Here is a 26,025-nt window from a genome sequence, read left to right on the forward strand (position 1 = left end):
GTGATTGAAATGACTACTTCGTCAAAAAGCCACAATTTTTGGAAACTTGCCGGTCTAGCGGCCCTTCCTATTTTCGGGGGAGTGTTCGCGTTTTCGCAGCTTAGCGGTAAAGCGACTCGGGCAGAACAAGACTGGGTCTACCCTGCCGATGACATTATTGACCTAAACTACACGAATGGTAAATCTTCTACTTATGCTATTGATATTGACGCCCCCGCCTATGCGGTTTATCGCATTCTGAAACAAATCGGGGTACAAAAATCAGGCTCATTCAGCAGCGAATTTCTCGAAAGAACTTTCGCACGTCTCCCATTTTATAATCACTATGAAATCCAGGAAGAATTCCAAACTCCAGATGCTATTCAGCCCGGTGATATTGCCGGTTTTGATTACCACGGCATGTCTATGGAGTGGGCCGATGTCGTCCCCGGAAAATACCTGGTGCAATGGGTCGATACTAAGAACCCGCCCGCCGCCCCCGGCAGTTACGCTTTCCGGTTCCCCTTCATGAAGCACTACGCTTCCGCCTGGTGCTTTTACGTTATCCCCCTCAAGGGCGAGCGTTGCCGCTTACTCAATCACTGGCGAGTCGGTTTTGAGCCGGACAACCTCTATACCCGTGTCGTCAACTGGCTCAATATCGAACTGGTCGGTGGGGTGATGGCCCACATGCAAAATATTTACGTAAAACGCGTTGCGGAGTTCCGCAAGAAACAGCAGTGGCACGGAAAGTTTATGCGCGGAGTCCTGGGCGGACGCTTCTTCCGTTCCGAAACCCCCGCTGGCCGCTGGGACGGAACCCCCCTGTTTGAGGACACCTATACGCAATGGTTCCGTTACGGGAGGCGCAGCCCGGCGGTGGCCGAAATCCGTCCCCCCGTCACTGACAACCCGAACTGGCCGCCCGCCGAACCGGGCAACCCGTGGGAGGACATCGTCGACCCGGACTATTTCGTGGACTGGAGCGAGCCGGAGTTCAGCTGGGATGAACAGATCCGCCAGAAGCGCGAACGCACCTACCTGCCCGGCTGGGGAAAGCATCAGTCGAAAGAGGGTGACTAATCATGTCCATGCCGCTCGAGGCTCCCAACCTGTTCTTTTTTGAAGTCGGACAATGGTGGGATTTCGCGATGCTTTTCCTGGTCATCGCGGTGTTAGCCACCCTCGCCTGGCTCGCGATTCGCTTCAAGTGGGCTGCCATAGCGCTGTTTATCGTCATACCCGTGCTGCTCACGATTTTCTGGTGGCCGCACTCGATTCCGGGTACCCAAAGCGAAGGCTGGTTCGCGATTGCCAAACAGTATTCGGCACTCGCCGGCTCACTGTGCTTGGTCGCTTTGCAGTACTTCCCGAAGCTGCGCCGCAACCGCTTCTACCTGCTGATTCCCCCAATCATTCTGTCAATCAACATCCTCGAAGCCGTGATACGTGACTTCCAATGCTATTCCCTGCACGGAAATGTCAACAACGGCATGTGGGTCTGGGGCGGTCCGTGGAACATCATGAACGGGATTGCAGGGATTCTGAACCTGCTGATGATTGCCGGCTGGACCGGAATCTATGTGTCGAAAACGAATCGTCACATTATCTGGACTGACCTCACGATTGGCTGGATTATCGCCTACGACCTGTGGAACGTGGCCTATTGCTACAACTGCCTGTCGGATCGAGCCTGGTATTCCGGCGTGGCGTTGCTGCTGTCCTGTACGATTCCGGCATTTATGGTGATGGGCAGGGGCGCCTGGATTCAGTACCGCGCCTACACCCTGACTTTCTGGTCAGCATTCGTGCTCTCGTTCCCGCACTTCACCCAAGACTCCATGTTTAGCCACGTGGCGAGTCAAAACCACGCCGCGCTGTTCCTGCTGTCTTTCTTGGCGTTGGCAACCAACGCGGGACTGGCCATCTACCACGTGTGGAGGATTGTAAAGACAAAGCGCAATCCGTTCAAGACCGAGCTGTACGCGGATTTGCCGCAAAACGTTAAGATTATCCGCCGCACCGCGACTGATGAAGTCAAAGAGCGTATCGCAACTCGTTTAGGAAAGACGCCACAGGAGCTGGGGTATCTGGACTAACTAGGCTATCCGTAACCGGTTCGAGGGCGCGCTCTCGAACCGGTTACACTTTGCCCCCCGAGATGCTCTCCGGCACAAAAAGCCCAGAGGATCAGTCCTCTTCTTTGAAAGCGTCAGCGCTAGGAATTTCGTCTACCCCGGCCTGTGCCATTTCTATGCGCGCAGCTTGACCGAGCTCAGCCGAAACCGGGACAGTGAGGTCCTCAAGAACTCGTGTCGGCCAACCCAAATCTAGGGAATCCAGAGCGGTTTCCTTCACGCAGTGTGATTCCGCGATACCGACCACATCCACGTCGGTGATGTCGGCACGACGCAAAATCTCTTCTAAGGTATCCCCCGCCTTGTTCACCCCTTCAAAGCCTGAATAAGCGGCTGCGTACTGGCCTTTCTTAACGGAGTCGTCAAAGGGGAGGGCGGCAATGGCGTCGTGCAGTTCCGCCTGCGCCGTGCCCGCCACGCCGTGAGGCGGCCAGGTGTCGACGAAGTCAGGATGGTCGGAAAAATGTTCCCCTGGATTGATGTGCCAATCCTGAGTGGTGACGATAATCTCGTATTCGTCCTCGTACTCGGTGACAAAGTCCGCAATCCGCTCCGCGACATCGTTACCGCCCACCACTCCTAAGGCTCCGCCCTCGCAAAAGGTCGGTTGGACATCAACAATCAGCAGTGCGCGTTTCATTTCGGCCATAGTTCCTCCGTTGTTTTGGGGATACCTCTATTATGACCTGGAACAGCCGTTAATCTAACCGAAGTGTAAAAAACCAAAAGTCCCCGCTTTACGCGAGGATTTGGTGGCTCCGACCGGCGTCGATCCGGTGACCTAACGATTTTCAGTCGTTCGCTCTGCCAACTGAGCTACAGAGCCAACGTTCGTCTTAGCTTGTGGCCATCGACGAACTGCGACCCTGACGGGACTTGAACCCGCGACCTCCGCCGTGACAGGGCGGCGCGCTAACCAACTGCGCTACAGGGCCATTCAAAGCGCAAACCCGAAGGTTTACATGTACTCCCAACGGGATTTGAACCCGTGTTGCCGCCGTGAAAGGGCGGAGTCCTAGGCCGCTAGACGATAGGAGCGTCGCCTAAGCCCAGGGGGCTAAGGACTTGAAATAGTTTAGGTGAAAAAAGCCTAGAGTGCAAAACTTCCCGTCCCCCGGTCATCCCGAGCGCGATAACCTATGCTAGAGACATGAGTTTTGTGTTCAGCCAGACCCCGGAGCCGAATCCAACCCCGGATACCGCCGTCAAGGAAGTCCTGGAAACTTCCCTGGACATCATGGCAGTTCTGGCTGCCAGTTTGGTCTGCATCCTAGCTTTACTGGTGGCTTCCCAGGTCATCGGATTTTTGTTGCGTCGCTGGGGACGCAAACACCGCCTGATTAAATATCTGGAGCGTCGTTCCCGGGTGGGCGGATCTCTGACCTGTGTTGCTCTGGGGGCGACAATCGGGTGGCATTGGACGGTTCGCAACCCCAACGTTCCTGGTTACGACATAGTTTCACACAGCTTGCTGATTTTCATGATTGTAGCCGTGACGGTGTGGATGATTGAACTGTGCGCTGTCCTAGAGGACATGACCCGGACGCAGATTGAGGGCGGGTCGAAGCCGAACCGTCTGGTTACGCAAGCTCAAGTCCTACACCGGGTTTCACAAGTTTTCTTCGGCGTTTTTGGGGCTATCGCGATTGCGTTGACGTTTCCAGAAGCGCGTGCCGCTATGGGGTCGGTGCTGGCTTCTGCCGGCATCATCTCCCTGATTGCTGGTATCGCGGCACAAGGAGTGTTGGCCAATATGTTCGCTGGGCTCCAGATTGCTTTCTCCGACCCGATTCGGGTGGGTGATGTAGTCGTTGTGCAAGGCCAGCAAGGCACGATTGAAGAAATCACGCTGACATATATTGTCATTCATCTGTGGGATGAACGCCGCCTCATCCTGCCGTCCAAGAAATTCACCGAGGAACCTTTTGAGAACTGGACCAAACGGGACACCAATTTGTTGGGAATAGTGGAACTGCGTGTGGACTGGCGTCTGCCGTTGGCGGCATTCCGTAACGAAGTGGATCGATTGCTCTCAGAAACGGATTTGTGGGATGGACGCACCGCCAGTGTGCAGGTCACAGACAGTTCCGAAGAAACCATGCTGGTGCGTTTGGTGGCGAGCGCCGCGAACTCCGGGGATTTGTGGGATCTCAAGTGTTTCCTACGAGAACGCCTCATTGAGTGGATTCAAGGCGAAGCCTCCTACGCCCTGCCACGCCGCCGCATTGAAACCGACAAAGTGACAGAAGTCAAGCTGCCCGTAGATGAAATCGAGATTGAGAAACAGGCTCGCGAGCTGGCTATCGCCACAATCCGGGAAGCAAACAGCGATCGCCACGCCGCGGCCGCCGCGAAACAGGAGCACGAAGCTGTCCCGACTAACCCTTACGGGGAGCCGCTTTTGGACCAGTATGCCCGCAAAATTCAGGAAAGACGCCGCTCTTGGCGCTCTAAGGCACGACATCTGGATGCAACCCAGAGCGAAGCTCCCGGACAGCTTCTCCCCTCCCAAGATGCCCTGCAAGATACCAAGTTGATGAGTACCACCGCCACGATGACTTGTGACCGGCTCTATTCCGGGACTCCCGATGCAGAGGAACGCCGCAAACTTGTCACGGGACCCAAACAAACTGACCGCAAGCCAACTGCTGACAGTGACAACACAACTAAAGACACCATCCCACCTTCTGAGGAGGCACAGAAATGAGCCGGAGTAAACGCTCTCGGAAACCTGCCCCCGCCCAAACCCGCTCGGCCACCCACACTATGCCGAATCCGGATTACCTGCGGATTATTACCTGCAATTTACAGTGGGGTACCCCGGCGGAGGGCTGGCCCGATATCCAAAAGGCGAATTCAAGAACGGGAGCATTTATCCGAGGTTTGGGGGAACGCTGCCGCAGTCTGTTCAAATCGGGTTCGGTCAATACTCGCACCCAGCTGACGGAGGAAAATCTGCGACAGACTGCCCTGGTACTCAAGCGGTTGAAACCGGATATTTTGGCGTTGCAGGAAGTCGACAAAGGACAACGACGTTCTGGTTACCTCCACCAGGCGCGCATACTGGCGCAATCTTTGCACCTGCCCTATTGGCGTATCGGAGCGTCTTACGCAGGTCAGTCCCAAGTCCTGCACCGCCGCCCTTTGGACAGCGAGTTAAAGGCGGAAAGCGGGTACGGTATCGCCCTGCTCTCCCGCTGGCCGGTGAAATCTTGGCACTTTAAACGGCTCGGCAGAGTCCGGGCCCGCATAGTGTGGGGCAGCGACCCGTGGAAGGGATTTTCTCACGGCTTTCTCGAGGGTTTACGCGACCTTCCCGATGCTGCAAAAGGGACCGGGATTCGGTTTGGTCAGATGCGGGTGCTGTTGGCGGCCCGGCTGGCTACTCCGCTGGGGACCGTTGCTCTAGGCACAACCCACCTCGAAATTCACCGCCCCACGGCCGCTTCTCAGCTGCGGCGTGCCTGGCGGTCCCTCTACCACCTGCGTTCTGAATCATGCCTGCTAGTGGGGGATTTCAACCTGCGCGATCACCACATCGACAAAGTGCTACAGCCTTTGCCCACAGAACAACACCCCGAACTGCATGCGGCGATCCCGTCGTATCCGGCAGACAAGCCGTGGATTACCCTGGATCAGTTGCTGGGCAACGGTTGGGAGTTGGTGGGCGAACCGCGAGCTTTGCGTCTGCCCATCTCGGATCACCAGGCAGTCATCTACGATTTGCGCCCCGTAAAGGCCACGCAATAGCCCTTTGGCATCGCAGTAGTAGCCATCCGGGAGGAAGCTCGCGAGCCCGAGCGGGTAAAAAGTTTCCCAGGCCGATGATGACGCCAGCCTGGGAAACTAATGGAAACGAAATGAACTTAGCCGCGGAAGCGCGGGAATGCAGACTTACCGGCGTAAACGGCGGCATCGCCAAGCATATCCTCGATACGCAGCAGCTCGTTGTACTTGGCGACGCGTTCGGTACGAGCCGGGGCTCCAGTCTTAATTTGGCCGGCATTGGACGCTACCGCCAGATGCGCAATCGTGGTGTCCTCGGTTTCGCCCGAACGATGCGAAGTCATGGTGTGGAATCCCGCCCGGTGGGCCATCTCGATAGCTTCGAGCGTTTCGGTGAGCGAACCAATCTGGTTGACCTTTACCAACAGAGCGTTTGCCACACCTTCCTTGATGCCACGCTCTAGGCGTTCAGGGTTCGTGACGAACAGGTCGTCGCCCACCAGCTGTACCTTGTCGCCAATGGCGGCGGTGAGTTTCTGCCAGTCCTCCCAGGCTTCCTCATTCAGCGGATCTTCAATGGAAACAATCGGATACTTTTCAATCAGTTCCTCGTAGTATTTCTCCATGTAAGCCGCATCGCGGGCTTCGCCCTCGAAGTTGTACTTGCCGTTCTCGTAGAACTCAGAAGAAGCTACGTCCAGAGCCAATGCCACGTCCTTGCCGGGCTTGTAACCGGCCTTTTCGATAGCAACCAGAATCAAATCGAGAGCTTCCGCGTTAGACTCCAGGTTCGGCGCAAACCCGCCTTCGTCGCCCAAACCGGTGGCCAGACCCTTGTCCTTCAAAACGGACTTCAGGCAGTGGTACACCTCAGCGCCCATCCGCAACGCTTCGGCGAACGTCTCGGCACCAATCGGGGCAATCATGAACTCTTGAATGTCCACGTTGGAATCCGCGTGGGATCCACCATTCAGGATATTCATCATCGGCACTGGCAAGACGTGAGCATTAGGACCGCCGAGATACTCGAACAGTTCCAGACCGGCATCCTCGGCCGAAGCCTTCGCCACTGCCAGGGACACGCCCAGAATCGCATTCGCCCCCAGTTTGCCCTTATTGGGAGTGCCGTCCAGGTCCATCATTGCTGCGTCAATACTGCGCTGTTCGACGGTATCAAATCCCACCAACTCGGGAGCAATAATGTCGTTTACCGCCTTGACCGCCTTTAATACGCCCTTACCTTGGTAACGTCCCTTATCACCATCGCGGAGTTCCACCGCTTCGAACTGGCCGGTCGATGCGCCAGAAGGAACCGCAGCGCGAACCATACCCCCTTCGTACTCAAGCTCGACTTCGACCGTGGGGTTACCGCGGGAATCGAGAATTTCGCGACCGTAAATACTTTCGATGATTGCCAACTGAGTCTCCTTATGTGACAGGTTGTTATTTTTCCGCCGCTCCGCCCGAAAGAGGGCACAGGCAGCCACTACTATTCTTTCGTAAAAATGCGCATTTGTCCGGGGATTTCTCCCCGGACAAACAAATTTTTCTCGATTTAACTTTCCAGTTCTCGCCGCAGTTTTCGCTTACTGCTGGGCCTGACCCATCATCTGCATTTGCGCGGCACGTTGCTGAATCAGCTGAATAGTTTGATTCATCCGATTCGACAGCTTCGCATTATCTAGGTCGAAACCGGCCTGGTAAGCCTGTTCAATCTGCGCCGCCACCTGCGAATTGACCGGTGACACACCCAACTCGTGAGCGACTCCCTGATCTGTGGCGGTGGCGCACAGCAACAGTTGCATGACATCGCGAGTTTCGGGGGACATCTGTGCAGGGTCCACCTTGAACAGGTCGGTTTTAATCTCATCAAGCTGCGGGCACTGCGAGAGCAAATCCTTGCCGCCTTCGTTGAGAGTCCGCAGATAACGTAGGGCATAAATGCGCGCGGTCTGCATATCCGGCGTGTCGTTGAGGTTAATTCCCGCTTCGGCCAGTTCTTTGGTGACCGTTCCGATTTGCGCTTCGGTAACGACCCATCCATCGCCATAGGCGGCCACTCCTGGTTTTGCTTCGCATCCGCTCAGCAGTCCCCCCGCGAGCGCCAGCGCGGCAACGCCCGTCATCAGCTTGGTTGCGGTTTTTGTGGTTTTGGTCACGAGGGACTTTTCCGCCATCGTTTTTCCCTTCAATAGTCCGGCCCAACGTTCCCATCTTAGCTTTTCTTTGACTGGGGAGGGAATTTTAAACCAAGGGTTTGATGATGCCTCGAATGACTTTCTGTACCCATTCCATAAGCTCCAGGTCCACAATCGGAGTTTCGCTCAACCCATTTTTCCTGGTTGGGGCGGGTATGAACAATTCGCGCGTAGTCAGTTTCAGCCGCGCCCCCGGATACAGGCGCTGCAGACGTGCCATCTGCGAATCTGCCAACTCAACGGGCGCAAAGCGAATAAATTTACCCAAGACCTTTATTTCCTGCACCTTTTGAGTCCGCGCCAGGTTACGCAGTTTCGCGACTGCCCCCAAGCGTTCAAACGGTTGCGGAGGTCGTCCGTACCGGTCGGTCATTTCCTCCAGTAACTGGTCAATCTCCTCATCAGTGGTAGCCGAGGACAGACGCGTATAGGCATCGAGACGCAGCGACTGCACATCCAGGTAGTCCTCGGGAATGTAGGCATCTATGGGAAGCTCAATAGACACACTAGTGTCTTCTGGGGCTTCCTGGCCTTTATAGGCCGCTACCGCTTCGCCCACCATGCGAACATACAGGTCAAAACCGACTCCGGCGATGTGTCCGGACTGTTCGCCACCCAACAGGTTCCCGGCCCCGCGAATTTCCAGGTCTTTCGTAGCGATAGCCATCCCAGACCCCAGCCCGGTGTTGGTTCCAATCGTTTTCAGTCTCTCAAAAGCCGTTTCATTCATAGTAATGCCGGGCGGATAGAGGAAGTAAGCGTAGCCTCGTTCCCGCCCGCGGCCGACTCGTCCGCGCAGCTGATGCAGCTGGGACAGGCCAAAACGATCCGCACGGTCCACGATGATTGTGTTGGCGCTGGTTACATCCAACCCGTTTTCGACAATAGTTGTGGACACCAGCACATCGAATTCTTGGTTCCAGAAATCCACCATGACCGATTCCAGCTGTTTTTCCGACATTTGCCCGTGGCCCACCCGAATCCGCGCTTCGGGCACCAGCTCGGCGAGGTGAGCGGCAACCTTATTGATGGATTGCACGCGATTATGCACAAAAAATACCTGACCGTCACGCAAAAGCTCGCGCCGGATAGCGGCCGCAACCTGCTTATCCGAGTAGGCTCCCACGTAGGTCAATACCGGGTGGCGGTCCTCCGGCGGGGTGGTGAGGGTGCTCATGCCACGAATCCCGGTAATAGCCATTTCCAGGGTGCGCGGAATCGGGGTGGCGCTCATGGTCAAAACGTCAACGTTAGCACGCAAAGCCTTGAGGGCTTCCTTGTGCTCCACCCCGAAACGTTGTTCTTCATCAATCACCACCAGACCCAGGTCTTTAAACCGAACATTGCCCGACAGCAGGGCGTGGGTTCCGATTACGACTTCGATAGAGCCGTCTTTCAACCCGGCCTTAATCCGAGTGGCCTCTTTGGCAGTAGTAAAGCGCGACAACGCCGCTACCGTCACCGGGAATCCCGCAAAACGGTTCGTAAACGTTTCCGCATGCTGGCTGACCAGCAGGGTCGTCGGAGCTAGAATTGCCACCTGCTTGCCGTCCTGAACAGCTTTAAAGGCCGCGCGTACCGCTATCTCGGTTTTTCCGTAACCCACGTCGCCGCAAACCAACCTATCCATCGGAACGGTTTGTTCCATGTCGTGCTTGACTTCATCAATGACCGTGAGCTGGTCGGGAGTTTCCACGAACTCGAAACTATCTTCCAACTCGCGTTGCCAGGGGGTATCCGGGCTGAAGGCATACCCGGTGGTGGCTTGGCGAATAGCGTAGAGACGCACCAGTTCGCGAGCGATTTCTTTCACCGCTTTCCGGGCTCTGGACTTGGTTTTTGCCCAATCTGCCCCGCCCATCTTTGACAGCGCCGGGGATTCTCCGCCCACATACTTCGAGAGCAAGTCCAGGGAATCGGTAGGAACCCAGAGCTGATCAGCGGGCCCGTTGCGTTTGCTGGGGGCGTATTCCAAAACCACGTACTCTTTCGAGGTGGCTTCTCGACCTCGTCCCATGGTGCGCTTCGCCAGTTTTACGAAACGTCCGATGCCGTGGTGCAGGTGAACCACGTAGTCTCCCTGGTTCAACGTGAGAGGGTCAATAGCTTTACGTCGTCTGGCGGGAAGGTTTGCCTTGTCGGAGGCATGGCGGGACTTCTTTTTGCCCAAGACCTGTGCCTCACCCACCACCAAAAGTTGCGCTGCGGGGACCTGGTACCCCTCGTCCAGGGGTGCCACCGTAATCTGTACCGCGCCGCTGCTCGTCGCTGTGGCATCAGCAACCACCTTCGCCGGGACATCCGCCTCGCTGAGGACATCCCGCAGACGGCTCGCCATCCCTCTACCTGTCGTAGTAATCACGACATTCCAGTTTTGTGACACCAAATCGCCGATTGTACCAATCAGTCCAGTTTCTCCGGCGGGAGGCTCCATCACGATTTGCGCCCCTACGTTCTGGGCGTTTTCACCTACCGCAAAAGGAGAGACGAACACGGTTTCCATACTCGCCTCTCGGGCGGCGGCGTGGAGCTGTTCCAAGGTTAGAAATGAAGCCTGTTCAATCTCCAGGGGCACTTCCCCGCCGCCCGCGGCCGCTGACCAGGAAGCCGCCAGGAACTCTTGGGTCGTTTCCACCAGTTCTTTCGCGCGTGCTTCCAAACGGGGACGATCGGTTGCCACCAGACGGGCTCCAGGCGGTAGCAAGGAAAACAGGGGCACCATTTCCGCTCCCAGCAGTGGACTCAAGGACTCCAATCCTTCGCCGTACTTGCCCTCAGCTGCGAGATTCAGTATTTCGCCAGCTTGGGGCATTTGGTCGGCCAGGCTGGCGGCCCGCTCTCGCGCCGCGTCGTCGAGGAGCAGTTCGCGGCAGGCCGGGGCAACCAGCTCCCGGATGTCGCCACCGAATGTCCGCTGATCCCTAGCCGTAAATGCCCGGATGGTGTCTACCTCGTCGCCAAACAGTTCGATACGCACGGGATGGGCGGCTGTGGGCGAAAAAACGTCAATCAGACCCCCACGCACCGCAAACTGACCGCGCGTTCCGACCATATCAACCCGTTCGTAACCCAAACGCAACAGGTCCGCAGCCATGGCGTCACGCTCATAAGTGTCTCCCACCTGCACCGTAAACAGGGGATAGTCAGCGATATGCGCGTTCACCGGGGCTAGAGCGGCTCGCATGGGCATGACCAGAAAATGTACCGCATCTGACGGATGGGGATGCGTCACCCGATGCAAAGCCCAAATTCGGCGCGCCATCGTGTCTGCCCGGGGGGAAAGCCTCTCGTGCGGCAAGGTTTCCCAGTCAGGAAACAGCTCCACTCCCGTAGTGTAGGCTCCCAGTTCACGTGCCAATTGGGTGGCGGTACGAGTGCTCGGCGCGAGGACCACGGTTAGACCTTCGCGGCCACCGGGCAAACCCGCAATGAGCGGGGCATAAAACCCGGGTGGCGCCACGTATTCGCACACCGAACCCGCCGCATCAGGCTCCAGGCCTACCAAAGCAGCCCCGGTCGCCTCCAGTAAACCGTGCAAACTCATGAATGAACCTGACCCCCTCAGCTCAGACCAGACTTGGGAACGCGCCGCCCCTTACTTGGGGTTGCCCAAATGTAACCTGGCTTGAGCTTTCGCCAGTCCGTTTTCCGCAATATCCGTCACGCATTGTACCGCTCGGTCCAAAACCTCATCGAGGATACTTTGCTGGGACTTCGGGATACGTCCTAGAACCCAGTTGATGACGTCAGACCCCCCACCGGGCAATTTGACCGGACGCCCGATACCAATGCGTAAACGCGCAAAATCTTTCGTCCCCAAAGACTTTTGGATGGATTTCAACCCGTTGTGCCCGCCATCGCTGCCGCCAACTTTCAGCTTTGCGTAACCCATTTCGAGGTCTAACTCATCATGAACCACCAGCAGGCGCTCGGAGCCAAGCCGGTAGTAATCCAGCAGTTCTTTCACTCCCGAACCGGATTCGTTCATGAACGAGCCGGTGTGAGCCACGATAATCTTGGGGGCATCGACCCCGTAGCCCAAGCTCACTGTTGCCACGCGCGCCACCACTCCCGCACGCGCCAGGGACTGATTCCGATACGTTTGGCCAGATTGCTTTACGAAGCGATTAGTCACCAGGTATCCACAGTTGTGCCGGGTTCCGGCATATTTTTCACCGGGATTGCCGAGCCCCACCACGAGCCAGGTTCCCTCCTCGTCTACCAGACGAGAAGGATCCAAACGTGGTTCGTGAGTGGGGCTCATCAGCAATCCAAGCAAGTGTCAGAAAACCGCTACTACTCAGCGGATTCTTCGGTTTCTTCCGCAGCCTCAGCCTCGGTAGTTTCTTCTTCCGCAGCCTCAGCCTCGGGAATTTCAACTTCCTGCGGAGTGGTGACGCTCAAGACAATCGCTTCCGGATCGGTCTTGGCTTCCACGCCCTCAGGCAACTTGATGTCGGCCACGCTCAACACCACGCCGTCTTCCAATCCGTCCACGCTGACCTCGATCTTTTCCGGAATAGCAATAACCGGAGCAAAAATTTCCATGTTCAGCAGGTCTTGGTTGGCAACCAAACCAGCCATAGGCTCGCCGATGATTTCGATAGGCACTTCCACGTCCACCTTTTCATCGGCCTTCACCAGCAGCAGATCCATGTGCATAATCTGGCGCTTTACCGGGTGGCGCTGAATGTCCTTGACCAGGACCATCGCCGGGTCTTTCAGTCCCTTCAGGGAAATAACGGCATTCGCGTTGTCCTTCACCAGCAGGAAAGTGTCGTGGTAGGGCAGCAGCAGGTGCACCGGATCGGTGCCGTGCCCGTAGAGAACTGCCGGAATCTTGTCGGCGACCCGGGCGCGGCGAGCAAAGCCCTTACCAAAATCCGTGCGCTGTTCGACTTGCAAAGTGGGGTTATCAGCCATGTTTTGTATCCTCCAAAATATGTAATCAGTTTGTGTTTTCCCGGGAGGACCGCGGAATTCTGTTGCGGGACCGCCTGTCCGAAGTATCGTTGCTCCCCTCACGGGTGAGCAGACGACTCCGTTTCCTGCCACGAGACAGAAAAACCCGCCATGCTCAAAACAGCAAAAGCGGGCGAAGGGCATCCAGCAAAGTTACCGGGCCGCGTCGATAACGGTTCACGCCGCGGAATGACCGCCACGTTCCCCCTCGCCGAGGCAACCCGACAATAATAGCGAAAACACCGCAATTTTGCTAATTTGCGGAGGCGTTAACCTTCTCCGTTACTCGCCGGTCAAACAGTAATCTGGCCAGATTCAATATTTGGGGATACCTAAAGGTAAAAACGTGAAACAATAGTTTTATGAATGAAACCATCGATGTCCAGCTCAAGCATCGCACTATTCGTGAGTTTAAATCGGATCCTATTCCCGAGGATACTTTCCAAACCCTGATGGACGTAGCCATGCACACTCCTTCGTCCCGCGGGATTCAAAATGCCTCGATTATTCGGATTAAGGATCAAGCAAAGCGCGAAAAGCTGGCTGAAATTGGTGGTCAAGAATATGTTGCCCGCGCCCCGGAGTATCTGCTGTTTATTGCAGATTTAGCTCGGGGCGCAGCCATTCTGGAGGAAATGGGGTTGTTTCCTCAATCGGCCGCCACGATAGATACATTCCAGGAAGCCTTCACCGATGCGGTTCTCATGGTGCAAAACGTGGTGGTCGCAGCCGAGTCGTTGGGGTTGGGGGCCAATATTTTAGGCAATATTTTGAACGACCCCAAGGCGGTGGTCACGGCTATCGGGCTGCCTCCTTACACCTTCCCAGTACTGGGCCTAACCTTGGGATATCCCGGCGAGGAACCGCAGCTCAAACCGCGGATGCCCAAAGAATTCCGGGTCATGACTGACACGTATGTGCGTCCGGATTCCTACCTGGAAGCCCTCAAGGATTACGACGCGCAGATGCGCGAATACTATGACCTGCGCAATAAGGGCAGGCGTGAGGACAAGTTTACGAGTCAAATCTTTCAGAAGCTCGGCAAGGTACGCAACCGCCGCGCTTCCCTCCTGGATGATATCGAGTCTCAGGGATTCCTCATGCACCCCTAGACTCCAGGGGAATCGCGCCCGTTTTACTCGAACAGGGCCGTCACGGAGCCTTCCTCAAAGACCTGGCGAATTGCCCGGGCCAGCAACGGCGCAATCGGCAGAACCTTGAGCTGCGGGAAACACTTATCCGGAGGAATCGGCACCGTATCCGTAACGATGACCTCGCGGGCTCCACATTCGCTCAGCCGCTTTGCCGCGGGATCGGAAAACACCGCGTGCGTGGCCGCCACCAGCACGTCTCTCGCCCCGGCGTGCTTCAAGACCCCCACGGCTTCCGCGATTGTGCCGCCGGTATCAATCAAGTCATCGACCAGCACACAGGTGCGTCCTTCAACATCGCCCACCACGCGGTTGGCGACAGCCACATTGGGACGGGAAGTATCGCGACTCTTGTGCACGAAAGCCAGAGGGTATCCGCCCAGGCGGTTCGCCCACTTTTCAGCCACGCGAATCCGGCCCGCATCCGGTGACACCACGGTCACGTTATTCAAATCCACGCGGGTGCGGACATAATCAATCAGCACCGGCATCGCCTGGAGGTGATCCACCGGGCCGGTAAAGAAACCCTGTTCCTGCGAGGAGTGCATATCGATGCTCATCAAACGAGACGCTCCGGCAGTCTTGTACAGATCCGCAATCAGACGGGCCGAAATCGGTTCGCGCCCCTGATGTTTCTTATCTTGACGGGCATAGGGATACAACGGGGCGACCACGGTGATGCGCTTGGAGCTGGCTCGCTTCAGGGCATCAATCATGATGAAGTGCTCCATTAGCCACTTAGAGACATTGCCGGAAATGGACTGGATACAGAACACATCGCAGCCGCGCACTGACTCGTTGTAACGCACATAGATTTCGCCCGAGGCAAAGTCGTAGATGGTCGTAGGCAGCACCTCCACGTCAAGTTCCTTAGCAACCTGTTCAGCCAGTTCGGGGTGCGATCGACCCGACACAATCACCAGGCGCTTGCGCGGGGTATCAAACAACTCTGCCATTTGTTTTCCTTCTTTTATCGGAGTTTTTCTGTTGTTGCAAAGGTTTTCATAAGGGTGGTTGCCCTCCCTTTCATTCACCGGGACTATTTCGTACCGTCTGTTTTGTCTGGGGAGTTCCCTTCGGCTTGTTTAGCCCGCATCGCCTCGATGGCGGCGATAGTTTCTGGACGATTCTGGGCGACCCAGCCGGGAATTTGGCGCATCTGGAAGTCATTGACCGCCAAGCATCCCTCCGGGATGTCTTGGCGCACGATGGTCCCCCCGCCGGTATAAACGCCGTCTCCGATATTGACCGGGGCAATGAACACGTTATTCGCGCCCGTTCGGCAATGCGACCCAACGTTGGAGTGATGCTTATGTACCCCATCGTAGTTTGCAAAGATGGTGGCGGCGCCGATATTGGTGCCTTCCCCGATGGTGGCGTCCCCCACATAAGACAGGTGAGGAATCTTGGTGCCTCGCCCGACTTGAATGTTTTTCGTTTCGCAAAAGCCTCCGACTTTCGTACTTTCCGACAGGATGGTTCCCGGACGTAGGTAAGTGAAAGGCCCGATATAGGAATGGGCGCCAATTTCGGATGATAGGCCATGAACCCGAAAGACTTCCGCGTCGTCTCCGACTAACATGTCGATAAGCGTCGAGTCCGGTCCGATACGGCAGTCCTCTCCGATGGTGGTGTGGCGGCGCAGCTGCGTATTGGGGTAAATCGTGGTGTCCTGACCAATGGTCACGTCGGCATCAATCCATGTCGTCGTCGGATCGATGATGGTGACACCCTGCAGCATCCAGTACCGAGTGCGACGGCGATTGTATTCGGCTCGCAGTTCGGCCAACTGAGCCCGGTCATTGCAGCCTTCCGCTTGCGCCGTGTCTGCCAGCAACACCGAAGAAACTTTTAATCCTTCCCGGCGGGCAGCCTTAATGGTGTCGGTTAGATAGATTTCCCCTTGGTCGTTGTTTGTCGACAGGGTCGGTAAGCAGCGGTTTAAGAATTCGGCATCGAAGGCATAAATCCCGGCGTTGACTTCTTTGATTTGCTTTTGAGCATAGGTTGCATCACGTTCCTCAACAATGCCGGCGACGTGTCCGGCCACTCGCTGAATTCGCCCGTAGCCGAAAGGATTGGCTATCTCGGTAGTTAGCAAGCACAAGGCCGCCCCTTCGTCCTCGCGAGTTTCCGCCAGGGACAGAATAGTGGAGGAATCGAGCAGGGGTACATCAGCAGAGGTCACCACCAAAGTTCCCGTCGCAGCCCCCAGTTCCTCGAGCTTTTGTAAAGCACACCACACCGCGCGACCGGTACCGGGCACATCGTCCTGGTGAGCAATCGCAATGTCGGGATTGACTGCTAGAGCTTCGGCGGCTACAGCATCGGCCTGGTGACGGACCACTACCACGATCCGTTCCGGTTCGACTTCCATAGCGGTGTGGATAGCGTGAGAAAGTAGGGTGCGCCCTGCGAAAGAGTGCAAGACCTTGGCCTTCTTAGACTTCATACGGGTGCCTTGGCCTGCAGCCAAGATAACGATGGTGCTGACGTTGGTCATGTTCCTATCCTAACGCCTTGCCCGCCCCTAAAAAGCAAAACGTTCCGCCCCCAGGATTCGAACCCAGACTAAAGGTACCAAAAACCTCTGTGCTGCCATTACACCAGGGCGGAATGCGCCGCTGACTACAGTCGAAAACAGCGCCCGTCCATTTTGCCATTTTTCAACTTTTTTAGAAAGTTGAAACCGAGGCTTAGCGTGGCCATAATCTGCAAGTGCTACACAGTTCTGCAACACGGCTGGAAGTTTTACAGCCACTCCCCGCAGTAGGCCGCCGGTAGCCGCCACGGAAAATTTCACTACGTCACAGCGCTTTTCTCCGCGACAAAGAATCTCGACCTCAAGTATTATTAAAGAAATTTTCCTCTAATAGGACGGTGCTATGGTTCCCCCCTCAGATTTATCCGAAGGCGACGAAGTCGACGGCATCCTCAAGGCTTGGCGTTCCCTGCTTCCCCGTGCCGATTTAACTCCACTTTCAGTGTTCTCCCGAGTTTCCCGCCTCGCTCGTCACCTTGACCAGGCACGTCGCGAAGCGTTCTCCTCAGTAGATTTGGAGCCCTGGGCTTTCGATGTGCTTTCTGCCCTACGCCGGGCAGGAGAACCATTCTCCCTGACGCCCGGCGTACTCATGCAGCAATCTCTGGTGTCCTCCGGAACCATGACGAACCGCATCGATCGGCTGGAAGAACGCGGACTGGTACGCCGCTGCGCCCACCCGGAGGACCGCCGTGCCATTCTGGTGGAACTCACCGAGGACGGCAAAAGGCACGCCGATGCCGCGATAACTAAGCTGATGGCTACGGAACGGGATTGGCTGGGCGACCTTTCCGAAGCAGATGTGAACGAATTGGCACGGCTGTTGCGAGCCGTGCTCCTCCCCTTCGATGCCCAGTCACGCTAGGAGACCTGCGAGGGTTGTTTCTCCTCGACCCGCGTCACTACTTTGATAGGGTCAGCCTGGGGGACATCGTCAGGTGCTACAGCAAGTACAGCTTTCGGCTCGATTCGCAGCGCCACGCGTTGTCCCTTCGTGACCATCATGGATTCCGAAGGGGTGATCTGAGCCGTCAACGTGATTCCCGAAGGCATCTCTACCTCAACTTTCGCGGTTGATCCCAGGAAAGTCAGGTTCTTCACCACGCCTTGATTGGCTAATCGGGGGGCGTGAGGCCGCACCATCTCCAGCTGTACAGATTCGGGACGCACCAAAATTGTGGCCTCCCCGTTGGTGCGTTTCGTTGAGGTTTTCAGAATCGGAATTTCTTGGTCTCCTACGAAAGCCGAACCATCCCGTATCACAGCGGGAATACGGCTGGATTCACCGATGAAAGTCGCCACAAATTCGTTGGCGGGTTCGTTGTATAGCTCCCAAGGCTCGGCGATTTGCTGCAGCTTGCCATCTTTCATCACACCGACCCGGTCTGCCACAGCCAAAGCCTCCTCCTGGTCATGCGTCACGAACAAGGTTGTCAGACCGGACTGCAACTGAAGCCGGCGGATTTCTCCACGCAACTGCACCCGCACTTTGGCATCCAAAGCCGAGAGCGGCTCATCGAGAGCCAACACCGCGGGTCGCAACACCAACGCTCGCGCCAGGGCCACCCGCTGCTGCTGCCCTCCGGACATTTGGTGAGTGTACTTATCAGCTTGGTTAGCCAGACCCACCATCTCCAGGGCTTCCATAGCCTGACGAACCCGACGTTTAGAGTCGACTTTGCGTACCGTCAGACCGAACTCTACGTTCTGGCGCACCGTCATATTGGGAAAAAGGGAATACTGTTGAAACACCATGGCCATATTTCGCTTTGCTGCGGATGTGTGGGTGATGTCTCGCCCGTTGACCACAATCTGGCCCGAATCAATCTGCATCAAGCCTGTCAGAGCCCGCAACGCGGTTGTTTTCCCGCATCCTGAGGGTCCCAGCAGCACGACCAGTTCTCCACTGTGGAATTCACAGTTGAAATGATCCAGAGCCTTGGTGTGTCCATATCGTTTGTTCAGGTCCCGAAATTCAACCTCGGCACCGACAGCCTCATTTGGCATTTTTCTCTCTCTTCTTTTTCAATTCGTAGCTTACGATTTCCAACGTCATCAACACCACGATGCCAAACACCATGGTCAGCAGGGCCAGCGCGGTGGCGGTCATAGAGTCGTCTTGACCCAACTGGAATATGGCGACCTGCAGGTTGTTGCGGTTCAACAGCGATGCAATGGTGAACTCTCCCAACACCACGGAAATCGTGATGAAGGATGCGGCTCCAATGGCTCCACGAAGGTTGGGGATAATGACTTTGAACATAACCGTTGGCCACGGCGCACCCAAGGAACGTGCAGCTTCTACCAGTGTCTTTACCGGAATCGTAGAAAATCCAGCATCGAGCGCCCGGTACGCGAAGGGCAACGCCAAGATGGTGTAGGCAAACGCCAACCAGATTGGATCCGTGTTTAGCAGGTTAATCGAAATAAAGCGGTATATCGGTCCTAAACCCACCACCAGCACGATGGCTGGAATCGCGAGGGGAAGCAGACAGATAAACTCCACTACGCGAGACAGTTTGGAAGGTCGGATTTTTAGCGCCAGCATAGTTGGTAACAGCAACGCCAACATCAGCACCACGGTAAATACGCTCAATCCCAAGGAATTCAGTACGCCGTTCCACAGAATAGACATGTCCGCCCCGGAGGCGGTGGTTCCTGACAAACTAAAGATAGACTGCCAAGCCCCGCCTGACCACGCCCCGGTAAGCGGAAACCGCACCGAAAAAATTAACATACCTAACAACGGTATAAATAAAAACAGCAGTACAGCGACGAGGATGACCCACTGGTAAATGGCTACGCCTACGTGTGCAGGCCGCTTCCGGCTTGTGCGGCGTGGCGCGACCTCGATAGAGGACGCGGTCAACGCATCCTCCGGCTTAGAATCTACGGAATCCGTGAGGTTTACTCCCATTTCGCCGTCCTCTTTTGCAGTTGTGCGTAAGCTGTCATCACCACAGCCACTACGACCACCATCAACAAGGCGAGGGACTGCGCGAACCCGTTTTGCCCGATGTCTTGCTCGTTACGCAGTGCGCTTTGAATCATCAGCGGCACCAGGATGGAGCGTTGCGTAAACAGTGCTGCCGCGGTGGCGTAAGCAGAAAAAGCGTTTGAAAATAACAGCAAAAAGGCACCGAGGAATCGCGGCCACAGAATCGGACCTGCCACCCGGAACCAATAGTCCCAAGTCGAGCCCCCCAAGTTCACGGTCGCTTCCTTCCACTGGGGACGCAGCGAGTCCATCGCCGGTAAGAACACGATAATCATCAGGGGAATCTGGAAGTAGCAATACACCAGCACCAGCCCCGGCAGGGAGGCCAGCCAGTTAGGATCCAGCTGAATTCCGGTGGTCGCGAACAGAATCTGAGTGCCGATACCGTTAATCCCGATGGTGGCGATGAATGCAAAAGCCAGCATGACCCCGCCAAACTGAGCCAATACGGAAGATACGGCATTGATTAGGCGGCGCAGCAAACCGGTTTGGCTGGAACGAGCCACCAGGGCATAACAGGCCAGTGCCCCCACTACGGCTCCAATCAGAGCCGAAGCGATGGAGACAAAAACTGAGGTACCCAGCGATTCTAGAGTGTTCTTTTCACCCAGACGCGCCAAGTTTGCCAAGGTAAATCCCCCCGTCGCGCTGGTGAAGGCTCCCGCAATCACGATTGCAGTGGGGGTGAGCAAGAATATTGCCACATAGAGGAAAAACGGGATAGTGACCAGGTTCGTGGACTTGCGCCGCCGCCCTGACGAGGGGTACCAGGTCTTTGACTCGGCTAGTAACTGTCCGCGCCAACCAGTTCGTTTATTGACCTCTGGTTTTACATCTGTAGGCACGAGCCGGGAGCCCGGATCGGTATCCGAGCTCCCTGGCCGTGTATCTTCTTGAAAAGACTTAGTTGCCAATAGCCTTGTCCCAGTTCTGCTGCAACCAACTGGTGATTCGAGCTGAATCATCTGGGCTGTAAGTCAACGGAGGTTGAGAGGTTTCAATCAAGGTGGCTTTAGCCTCGGCATCAATAGTGCCGTCCTTTTCCATCTGTTCCATCAGCACCGGCATTGCCCCACCCTTCATCCACAGGTTCTGGGCTTCCGGAGTGTAAAGGAATTCCTGCCACAAACGTGCGGCCGCCGGGTGGGGAGCTTCCTTGTTGATGGCCTGCTGGTAGTAACTGCCGACCTCGGTGCCGGGGAACACGATGACGCTCCAATCAACTCCCTGACCCTTTAAGCGGTCACGAGTCGAAATTTGGTTATAAGACCAGTCGAACACCGCGGCGGTCTGGCCGGAATCGATGGTAGCCGAGGTCACATCAATGGTGTTCAAGTTGCCGATGCTCTTGAGTTCTTTAAAGAAATCCAGACCCGGCTGGAGGTTTTGCAAATCCCCACCATTGGCCAGATTCGCCATAATAAAGCCATTGAATGCCGCCCCGGCTTCCGCGGGTTTGCCGTTGAGCGAGACGACGCCGGCAAACTTCGGGTCTTTCAAGTCCTCGATGGACTTGACATCACCGTACTTGGTCTTATTCCAGCCCAGAGACATCACACCGGTGTAATCAGGGGTAAAGAGCTTGTCTTTATTCTTAAGTTTCGGATCAATCTTTGCTGCCCCTTGAGTTTCATACGCCGCGAAATACTGGGTGGAATCCACGGCTACGGCTAAACCAACGTCAACGGTGTCCGGAGCTTTATCCGTCCCGGCGTTCGTCTTAATGGCATCAATTTCTTCTTTCGAAGACGCGTTGGGGCTCTGTTCGTTTACAGTGATTTCGGGATATTTATTTTTGAACGCCTCAATCACTCCCCCCCAGTTTGACCAGTCGTGCGGCAACGCGATGAGGTTCAACTGACCTTCTGCCTTCGCTGCTTTTTCCAGTCCTTCCATTCCGCCAAAATCATCGATGGAAACGGCTGCCTGGTACTTCGTCTTGTCTGCGGCGCTTTCCGCATTTGCCGCGCTGCCACCGCAAGCCGTCAATCCTAACGCGGCGCTGACAAGGATTGCAGTGCCTGCCATCAGAGAAAATGTCTTGTTCAAGGGTTTTCCTTTCCTGAAACTTTATTAGCGTCTCTAGGTTAGGAAACTCGCGTTAGGACTTACCTGCTTAATTTGTTAAAACTAGGTAAGTTTACCTTTTCACTGGTTAAAACTCGCGGATTCAGAGTCTGTGGTATCCCCTCTTGCCGGTCCGGCAGCACTGAAAACTCGTGCTACCAAAGGGTGAGCGCCAAGCCTCGCCGCTACATTTTCTTGGGAGGGCGCGTCTGGGCACAGAGCGGCGATGGTCGGACCAGAACCCGAAACTACGGCTTTCAGAGCTCCGGCCTGCTCTGCCGCGGCGATGACTTGGGATAGTTCAGGGAAAATGTCGAGGGCAGCGGCCTGCAAATCGTTGTGGAGGTATCCGGCCAGCTCGGCGACGTCCCCGTCCAGTGCTGCCACAAAGTCTGGTGAGAGCGTAGCGGGCAGCGGTTGCGGATCAGGAATCAACCGGTCGAAGGCCCCAAAGACTTTGGGGGTGGACAGTCCCCGGGGGAAAACCGCCAGGACCCAATAACATTTTGTACCGCCCGGTAAACTCAGCATTTTATCTCCGAAGCCGAGCCCCAAGGCGTTTCCACCGGTTAACCCGAAGGGCACGTCCGCACCTAGTTTCGCCCCCAGAGACTGCAGTTCAGCGAGGGTGAATCCCAGTTGGTAAAGCGCGTTCGCTGCGTAGAGCACGCCGGCGGCATCGGCTGACCCTCCAGCCATACCTCCCGCCACCGGAATATTTTTCTCAACCTTAATGCTGGTGGGGGGCACTTTGGCGCCGTTTACACGCAAGGCCTGGATTGCTTTGAGCGCCAGATTTCCCGGCCCGTCCAGGTTCTTTGGTCCAGTCAGTCCCGGCGCCAGCACAGTCTGAACCACATCCATTTTGCCTGAAATACGAGGCCTCACGGTCAAGCACTCCCCGAGGTCCAGGCCCTGAAATACCGTCAATAACTCGTGTCGGGGCTGGTTCGGTGGTCGCTCGCCCACTCGGAGCAGCAGATTGACCTTTCCGGGAGCAAAGACTTTGAGACGTCGCCCCGGTTCATTTTCAAGGATTCGCACTCCGCTCATTTTGTATCGCTCGTTCCATAAAGTTTTGCACCCGCGATTTTTGTGAAATCTGTGACACTGAGACGTTCGGCGCGTAATCCGGGAGTTATACCAGCAGTCTCGAGCAAAGCCGCGGCCGCATCAGGGGAACCGGCGTATTTAGCCAAAGACTGCCGCAAGGTCTTACGGCGCTGCGAAAATGCCGCATTTACCGCCGCGAACACTTCCTTCCGTAACGTTTCGATTGCTTCATCCGTCAAGCCTTCTGCGCTCAGTTTCAGGTCCTCCTTGAGTCGCTGACGAACCTCTAAACGCTGAAAATCTACCACGGCTGAATCCACATTCGGGGCCGGATAGAACACATTTCTCCCTACTTTAAAAGCGCGTTTAGCACTGCCCCACCAAGCCAGTTTTACGCTCGGCGCCCCGTAGGCTGCGTCAGCGATTCCAGCCACCCAACGATCAGCCACTTCAGCTTGCACCATGACCAGGGCGCCCTCCAGACCTGGCAAGACTTCCAAGAAACGCAGCAGCAGGGGGGTGGCCACATTGTAGGGCAGGTTCGCGACCAACCGACTCGGCACAGCCCATCCCTCGGGGAGGTCCAGGTCGAATACGCCGCTAATCTCGAGAGCATCTTGCGTCATGACGCACAAGTTTGCGCTGTTCGCGCCGTGTTGTTTTACTGTCACCGGTAGGGCGGCAGCCAAACGCGGATCAATCTCGATAGCGATAACTTTGCAACCCTGTTCCAACAAGGCCAGGGTCAAAGAGCCCAATCCCGGACCAATTTCCACCACGGTATCGCCTGGGGTAACTCCCGCTGCAGCCGCGATACGCCGCACAGTTCCGGGATCAGTAACGAAATTTTGACCCTTTTTCTTGCTCGGAGACACCTCTAGGGCAGCACAAAGCTCAACAATGTCGCGCGCACCTAACAACATCACCTCAAAATTTTAGCGCAGACCGAGCTTCCGGGAGCACGCCGGCCACTGCCCCCAACCGGAACGCGCTTGCAGAATCTGAGCCCGGTGGGTCTGTTCTTCTGCCGAAGCCTCAGACGGCAAACCAGAACCCCCTACTGATCGCCAAGTCGGCAGCGTGAACTGGTACATTCCGTAAAAACCATTGCCCGTGTTCGTGTCGGGACGCCCGCCGGCTTCACAAAATGCCAGTTTGCTCCAGACATCGCCGGTAGCGGCGATAGGTTGAGAGGCGGGACGTTTCTTGGTGCCGACCGTAACTTTTTCGCTAACCGGTTGAGTCACGACTTTTTCGCTTAAGGTTTCTTCGGAGGAAACCACACCGTCAATACTGCGCACCTTCTTGGTGATTTCTTTTACCCCGGCAACGCCTTTTTGTGTCACGACCTTTTCGTCAGTGAACTTTGAATCATCGTTGGTGGTTTCGGTTTCAAACTGAATCGGTTCGCTGGTCGTGACGTTTTCTTCCGTAATGCGCTGCACCTGCACAATCGGCGCCGCACCGGGGTTGAACAGCACTTGGACCTGATCCAACCCAGTCAGCTTCACTTTGTTGCGAGCGAGGATGTCCTCTGGGGTAATGTCGGACTTCGCGGCTTTCATCTGGGCGGTAGCACCATCGTGAACCAACTGATAGACCTCGCCGGGAGCAAAGAGAGCCAGGGGCATACCTTGTAAATCCTTGCCACTGGTGCCCACAAATTGCACCGCTTGATCTTCCCAAAGAGCCTTAATCGCTGCACTCGCCGATTTTTCTGTCGTGTCCACGTCTTTCCGGACGTCATTAACCATGACGGTTAGCCCCCGAGAGCTTTCGATAGTGATCTTCATCCCGTTCTTGACGGCGGTTGTAGGTCGGGGGACGATGGAGTCTTTAGCACTGAAATTCACGCCATTTTCAGTCAATAAATCGGATACGGTCGCACCCCAGCCCCCGAGTTCTTGGGCTTTTCCGTCTGCCACCACGGTTGCGGTTTTATGCGCCATCGCAAATGCGGTACCGATGCCTGTACCCAATACCAACGTGGCAACCAATGCACCAACGAGGGGCGCAAAAAACTTTCGAGGACCTCGAACCGGCTTAGCTTGAAGGTGACGCGGGGCTCGTTTGGGGGATACGCTCATAATCGCAGTGTTCTCTTCCATTAACAAAAATGTTATCGATTCGTTATATTTTTGTCCAGCTCGTTATCTATTGTACACCTTTAGTTGACAATAACCACTACTTTCACACTTTTAACTTTTCTAACATTAAGGCGCTGAACTGCATAAATCCTAAAACTCGTAGACCGCGGCGGCGTTACGAAAAGTTTGTTCACGCAGTTCCTCGCTCGTAACCTGGGTCAGTTCGGCCAAGAAGTCTGCGGTGTGCCCGATGAGATAGGAGGCGTTGGGCTGGCCTCGATAAGGCTGAGGCGTCAGATACGGGGCATCTGTTTCAATGAGGCGCAGATGCGCCGGCATTGCGAGGGCTCCAGCTTGGATATCTCGATTGGCATGGTAAGTAACATTCCCCGCAAAAGACGCGTACCAGCCATTTTCTGCCAAAATTTCGGCCAACTCAGCATCTCCGGAAAAGCAGTGAAAAACCGTTTTTCGTGGCGCACCACAGCGCTGCAGCATTGCTACGCAATCCTGATGAGCGTCACGGTCATGAATTTGCAGGGGCAGATCCAAGGCCTTCGCCAACTCGATATGCGCTGCGAATGCTTGTTTTTGCGCTTCCTTGCCCGTTTCGGCAGTGCGAAAATAGTCCAAGCCGGTTTCCCCGATGGCCACCACCGCCTCGGGAAATTCGCGGGCTGTTCGTTCCACCGCCGCCAAAGCGTCGTCAAGGGGCGTTTCCTGCCAGGGTTCACGCGTTTGCGCCACGTTATCCGGTGCCGTATCCAAAATCCCCAAGTGACGCGGGGCATCGTTGGGATGAATCGCCACCGCAAACCGCACCATTTCAAAAGCGGAACCGGAGAACCGTTCGCGGTCGTCACCTAGCACCTGAACTTCTGGAAGGCTGCACAGGGAGACAACGACACGTTGAACTCCGGATTGTACCGCCCGTTCCATTTGTTCTTCTGCGCTGAGCCGCACCCCGGAGGAATCGCTGACATAGTCCCCCGGCAGCAAAGGCAGGTGCGTGTGATTGTCAAACAATCTACCAGTACCAAACGGCCTTTCCCCGCCGTCAAAAGGCTGGCCGCTCACCGGTACGGGCGGCCAAACCTTTGGCTTTGACTTGCGTTTACTCACCG

Annotated in this window: 22 protein-coding genes and 4 tRNA genes; 6 read left to right on the plus strand and 20 right to left on the minus strand. The window is 55.9% G+C overall.

The genetic code is table 11. The features are described 5' to 3' along the window. The first annotated feature begins 9 nt into the window (after nt 1-9). Complete coding sequence (locus tag AC5LBQ_RS03965) at nt 10-1,062, plus strand: hypothetical protein (protein WP_307742127.1); 1,053 nt, start codon at nt 10-12, stop codon at nt 1,060-1,062. Between the two features lie 2 nt (nt 1,063-1,064). Then, entirely contained in the window at nt 1,065-2,078 is a 1,014-nt protein-coding gene (locus AC5LBQ_RS03970) for a DUF5692 family protein (protein WP_295027730.1), read from the plus strand. Between the two features lie 91 nt (nt 2,079-2,169). Here the strand turns inward: AC5LBQ_RS03970 and AC5LBQ_RS03975 are convergent, their stop codons facing one another. From AC5LBQ_RS03975 to AC5LBQ_RS03990, 4 genes are all read right to left on the minus strand, one after another. Further along, entirely contained in the window at nt 2,170-2,766 is a 597-nt protein-coding gene (locus tag AC5LBQ_RS03975) for an isochorismatase family protein (RefSeq protein ID WP_295027731.1), read from the minus strand. Nucleotides 2,767-2,867: 101 nt separating this feature from the next. Then, nucleotides 2,868-2,943, minus strand: a tRNA-Phe gene (locus tag AC5LBQ_RS03980). A gap of 35 nt (nt 2,944-2,978) precedes the next feature. Continuing rightward, nucleotides 2,979-3,052, minus strand: a tRNA-Asp gene (locus tag AC5LBQ_RS03985). 30 nt (nt 3,053-3,082) lie between these two features. Continuing rightward, a tRNA-Glu gene (locus AC5LBQ_RS03990) sits at nt 3,083-3,155 on the minus strand. Between the two features lie 112 nt (nt 3,156-3,267). Here AC5LBQ_RS03990 and AC5LBQ_RS03995 point away from each other — a divergent pair. Both AC5LBQ_RS03995 and AC5LBQ_RS04000 read left to right on the plus strand, forming a co-directional pair. Then, on the plus strand, nt 3,268-4,824 hold the full coding sequence (locus AC5LBQ_RS03995) for a mechanosensitive ion channel family protein (protein ID WP_295027732.1): 1,557 nt from the start codon (nt 3,268-3,270) through the stop codon (nt 4,822-4,824). After that, the gene (locus tag AC5LBQ_RS04000; protein WP_493264700.1) at nt 4,821-5,867 is read left to right on the plus strand and encodes an endonuclease/exonuclease/phosphatase family protein; all 1,047 of its coding nucleotides are present in this window, start codon (nt 4,821-4,823) and stop codon (nt 5,865-5,867) included. Before AC5LBQ_RS03995 ends, AC5LBQ_RS04000 begins: the two co-directional genes overlap by 4 nt. Nucleotides 5,868-5,983: 116 nt before the next feature. Here the strand turns inward: AC5LBQ_RS04000 and eno are convergent, their stop codons facing one another. From eno to AC5LBQ_RS04025, 5 genes are all read right to left on the minus strand, one after another. Further along, nucleotides 5,984-7,261 carry a phosphopyruvate hydratase gene (gene eno / locus AC5LBQ_RS04005; RefSeq protein WP_295027734.1) on the minus strand — a complete coding sequence of 426 codons (1,278 nt, stop codon included), beginning with the start codon at nt 7,259-7,261 and terminating at the stop codon, nt 5,984-5,986. A gap of 168 nt (nt 7,262-7,429) precedes the next feature. Beyond that, on the minus strand, nt 7,430-8,020 hold the full coding sequence (locus AC5LBQ_RS04010) for a hypothetical protein (protein ID WP_321075752.1): 591 nt from the start codon (nt 8,018-8,020) through the stop codon (nt 7,430-7,432). Between the two features lie 67 nt (nt 8,021-8,087). Next, a complete protein-coding gene (gene mfd / locus AC5LBQ_RS04015; RefSeq protein WP_493264701.1) occupies nt 8,088-11,585 on the minus strand; it encodes a transcription-repair coupling factor in 3,498 nt (1,165 codons plus the stop codon). A 51-nt stretch (nt 11,586-11,636) separates the two neighbouring features. Next, nucleotides 11,637-12,305, minus strand: coding sequence for an aminoacyl-tRNA hydrolase (pth, locus tag AC5LBQ_RS04020; RefSeq protein WP_493264702.1), 669 nt, complete (start codon nt 12,303-12,305; stop codon nt 11,637-11,639). A 32-nt stretch (nt 12,306-12,337) separates the two neighbouring features. Then, nucleotides 12,338-12,964: a 50S ribosomal protein L25/general stress protein Ctc gene (locus AC5LBQ_RS04025; protein WP_491680454.1), complete on the minus strand. Its 627-nt coding sequence runs from the start codon at nt 12,962-12,964 to the stop codon at nt 12,338-12,340. 401 nt (nt 12,965-13,365) lie between these two features. On the opposite strand from AC5LBQ_RS04025, the gene AC5LBQ_RS04030 reads away from it, so the two are divergent. After that, on the plus strand, nt 13,366-14,115 hold the full coding sequence (locus tag AC5LBQ_RS04030; RefSeq protein ID WP_491680453.1) for an NADPH-dependent oxidoreductase: 750 nt from the start codon (nt 13,366-13,368) through the stop codon (nt 14,113-14,115). A 23-nt stretch (nt 14,116-14,138) separates the two neighbouring features. Here the strand turns inward: AC5LBQ_RS04030 and AC5LBQ_RS04035 are convergent, their stop codons facing one another. The 3 genes from AC5LBQ_RS04035 to AC5LBQ_RS04045 form a co-directional block, all read right to left on the minus strand. Next, nucleotides 14,139-15,110 (minus strand): ribose-phosphate diphosphokinase, encoded by a 972-nt coding sequence (locus tag AC5LBQ_RS04035; protein WP_493264703.1) that lies wholly within the window; start codon nt 15,108-15,110, stop codon nt 14,139-14,141. Nucleotides 15,111-15,193: 83 nt separating this feature from the next. Then, on the minus strand, nt 15,194-16,657 hold the full coding sequence (gene glmU, locus AC5LBQ_RS04040) for a bifunctional UDP-N-acetylglucosamine diphosphorylase/glucosamine-1-phosphate N-acetyltransferase GlmU (RefSeq protein ID WP_295027741.1): 1,464 nt from the start codon (nt 16,655-16,657) through the stop codon (nt 15,194-15,196). A gap of 42 nt (nt 16,658-16,699) precedes the next feature. After that, nucleotides 16,700-16,770, minus strand: a tRNA-Gln gene (locus AC5LBQ_RS04045). 269 nt (nt 16,771-17,039) lie between these two features. Between AC5LBQ_RS04045 and AC5LBQ_RS04050 the strand changes: the two genes are divergently transcribed. After that, nucleotides 17,040-17,561, plus strand: coding sequence for a MarR family winged helix-turn-helix transcriptional regulator (locus AC5LBQ_RS04050; RefSeq protein WP_295027742.1), 522 nt, complete (start codon nt 17,040-17,042; stop codon nt 17,559-17,561). Here the strand turns inward: AC5LBQ_RS04050 and AC5LBQ_RS04055 are convergent. The 8 genes from AC5LBQ_RS04055 to AC5LBQ_RS04090 all read right to left on the minus strand — a co-directional run bounded on the left by AC5LBQ_RS04055 (nt 17,558) and on the right by AC5LBQ_RS04090 (nt 26,023). After that, complete coding sequence (locus tag AC5LBQ_RS04055) at nt 17,558-18,703, minus strand: ABC transporter ATP-binding protein (RefSeq protein WP_307742099.1); 1,146 nt, start codon at nt 18,701-18,703, stop codon at nt 17,558-17,560. The genes AC5LBQ_RS04050 and AC5LBQ_RS04055 overlap by 4 nt on opposite strands. After that, nucleotides 18,693-19,613, minus strand: a complete 921-nt coding sequence (locus AC5LBQ_RS04060) for an ABC transporter permease (protein ID WP_493264704.1) — start codon at nt 19,611-19,613, stop codon at nt 18,693-18,695. Before AC5LBQ_RS04060 ends, AC5LBQ_RS04055 begins: the two co-directional genes overlap by 11 nt. Then, nucleotides 19,604-20,539: an ABC transporter permease gene (locus AC5LBQ_RS04065; RefSeq protein WP_295027745.1), complete on the minus strand. Its 936-nt coding sequence runs from the start codon at nt 20,537-20,539 to the stop codon at nt 19,604-19,606. The genes AC5LBQ_RS04060 and AC5LBQ_RS04065 overlap by 10 nt, the downstream gene beginning before the upstream one ends. Before the next feature lie 58 nt (nt 20,540-20,597). Next, nucleotides 20,598-21,743: an ABC transporter substrate-binding protein gene (locus AC5LBQ_RS04070; protein WP_295027746.1), complete on the minus strand. Its 1,146-nt coding sequence runs from the start codon at nt 21,741-21,743 to the stop codon at nt 20,598-20,600. Between the two features lie 99 nt (nt 21,744-21,842). Further along, nucleotides 21,843-22,814, minus strand: a complete 972-nt coding sequence (gene ispE, locus AC5LBQ_RS04075; RefSeq protein ID WP_493264705.1) for a 4-(cytidine 5'-diphospho)-2-C-methyl-D-erythritol kinase — start codon at nt 22,812-22,814, stop codon at nt 21,843-21,845. Beyond that, nucleotides 22,811-23,740 carry a 16S rRNA (adenine(1518)-N(6)/adenine(1519)-N(6))-dimethyltransferase RsmA gene (rsmA, locus tag AC5LBQ_RS04080; protein WP_493264706.1) on the minus strand — a complete coding sequence of 310 codons (930 nt, stop codon included), beginning with the start codon at nt 23,738-23,740 and terminating at the stop codon, nt 22,811-22,813. The genes ispE and rsmA overlap by 4 nt, the downstream gene beginning before the upstream one ends. Before the next feature lie 9 nt (nt 23,741-23,749). Further along, complete coding sequence (locus AC5LBQ_RS04085) at nt 23,750-24,922, minus strand: resuscitation-promoting factor (protein ID WP_493264707.1); 1,173 nt, start codon at nt 24,920-24,922, stop codon at nt 23,750-23,752. A 129-nt stretch (nt 24,923-25,051) separates the two neighbouring features. Next, on the minus strand, nt 25,052-26,023 hold the full coding sequence (locus AC5LBQ_RS04090) for a TatD family hydrolase (protein WP_493264708.1): 972 nt from the start codon (nt 26,021-26,023) through the stop codon (nt 25,052-25,054). Nucleotides 26,024-26,025: the final 2 nt, after the last annotated feature.

The organism is Mobiluncus sp., assembly GCF_985070215.1.